The organism is Colwellia echini, from assembly GCF_002843355.2.
GTDB classification, from domain to species: domain Bacteria; phylum Pseudomonadota; class Gammaproteobacteria; order Enterobacterales; family Alteromonadaceae; genus Colwellia; species Colwellia echini.
In genome coordinates this window covers 1-1,620 of record NZ_PJAI02000059.1, presented here as the reverse complement: position 1 = coordinate 1,620, position 1,620 = coordinate 1, and the positions used below count along the sequence as shown (strand labels likewise).

General features: G+C 33.5%; 2 protein-coding genes. Both read left to right on the top strand.

The genetic code is table 11. From position 1 onward, the window contains the following. Positions 1-103: 103 nt before the first annotated feature. The gene (locus CWS31_RS17235) at positions 104-535 is read left to right on the top strand and encodes a hypothetical protein (protein ID WP_211355861.1); all 432 of its coding nucleotides are present in this window, start codon (positions 104-106) and stop codon (positions 533-535) included. Positions 536-663: 128 nt separating this feature from the next. Then, positions 664-1,524: a hypothetical protein gene (locus CWS31_RS17230; RefSeq protein WP_101344014.1), complete on the top strand. Its 861-nt coding sequence runs from the start codon at positions 664-666 to the stop codon at positions 1,522-1,524. The last annotated feature ends 96 nt before the right edge of the window (positions 1,525-1,620 follow it).

Genomic DNA, 1,620 nt, shown 5'->3' with positions numbered 1-1,620 from the left:
ATTAAAGCAGGACAAAAAACAGTTTGCTGTTTCGTGCCTCAACATTTTAGCAAACTATTTTTTGCCTCTTAATGAGGCGTTATGTATATTCAAGGAAGGTTAGGTGAATTCATCCACGTTCAATATTAAAACAGCAGATGATTTTTTAAATCAAATGGTATTGCCACAATATGCTGATTTTATAAATAATAATTCCTCTAGCCGACATGCTTTGCTTTCAACAATTACTTCGTACCACTTATATGAATGGGTTAATTGTCATAAATTTACTGATTCTGTATTTAAAATTGATTACCCTAATCATGAACCTTTAATTGAGCTATTTGAAATAGCTAGAAAAATAACTAATGGAACAAAGCATTTCTCAAGCAAAGTTAAAACTCGGACGCAATCAGGGTTCTCTTCTGGTTTTTCAAGTGGGTTTGCTAAACCATTAGTCATTACACGCACCGATGGCTCTGAAATATCAGCTGATTACCTTTTAAAATCATTGACTGATTTCTGGCAAGAACAATATAAAACTAATGGCTTTTAGTTAGTGTAATCATATACATAACAAGCTGTTCAAGCGGGACAAAATACAGTTGGCTGTTTTCGTTCCTCAACATTTTAGCCAACTAAATTTTGCCCCTTAACAGGGCGTTAGAGCTACAAGGAAGTATTGTGCACGAAGAAACTCAATTAGTTGTATCTGCGATTGAAAGCTTGAAACAAGAGCCGAATTTTTTTAAAGATTACATATTCCCCATAGCCAGTGCATTTTTCACTTCAATCTTAGGTGCAACAATTGCCTATTACACTTTGAACAGACAAGAATATGTTCAAATTGAAAAAGAGAAAATGAACGCTTCAAATAAATGGACGCTTGATATAGAGCAAGCGAGATCAAATTTGTTAGCTATTAAGGGTAATTATAATGGGAAGCTAACAGACCTTCCTATCCAACGTGTTGGCGCAATACCTAGTATTTTATTCCACGCTCAGCCAATACCAGAAAAATTTAACGATTTATCCTTTATAGTCCCAAAAGAGAGTAAATCAAAAGCTGAGTTACCCAAATGGAGTCAAATCCCAAGAATTAGAGCAATGGTTAGCAACTACAATTATTTGCTAAAACTTTGGGAGCAAAGGAATGAAATCAATCAAAATATCAAAGAAATGATTTTAGTTTCCATTGGTAATATTGCTTATGCAAACTTAACTCTTCAACAAGTTGAGGTTGCCGTAGGCAAAGCCAATCTTTCCATATTAATAGATCTATCTGAGCGTTGTATTACTTTAACTGACGATATAATTGTGGAGTTAGACAATTTTTTATCTGAATTTCCTGCTTTTGCTAAAACCAAGATTGACACCAAAAGGTTAAAGAAATTCGGAACTGTAATTAGTTATTCAAATAATGGTAATAAGGCGCTTTTAGAATTAATAAACAAGTCACCAATAGTTGATTTTTCAACGGTTGAATACCTTTTCGGTGAAAATGATGCCGACATTAAAAAAAGGCATAAAACTGGATACGAATAGTAGCTCTAACAAGTCGTTTAAAAGGACAAAAAACAGTTGGCTTTTGCTTATATGGACTCCTCGTATTGTACAAGAAAAAACTTTTAAAAATTTAGA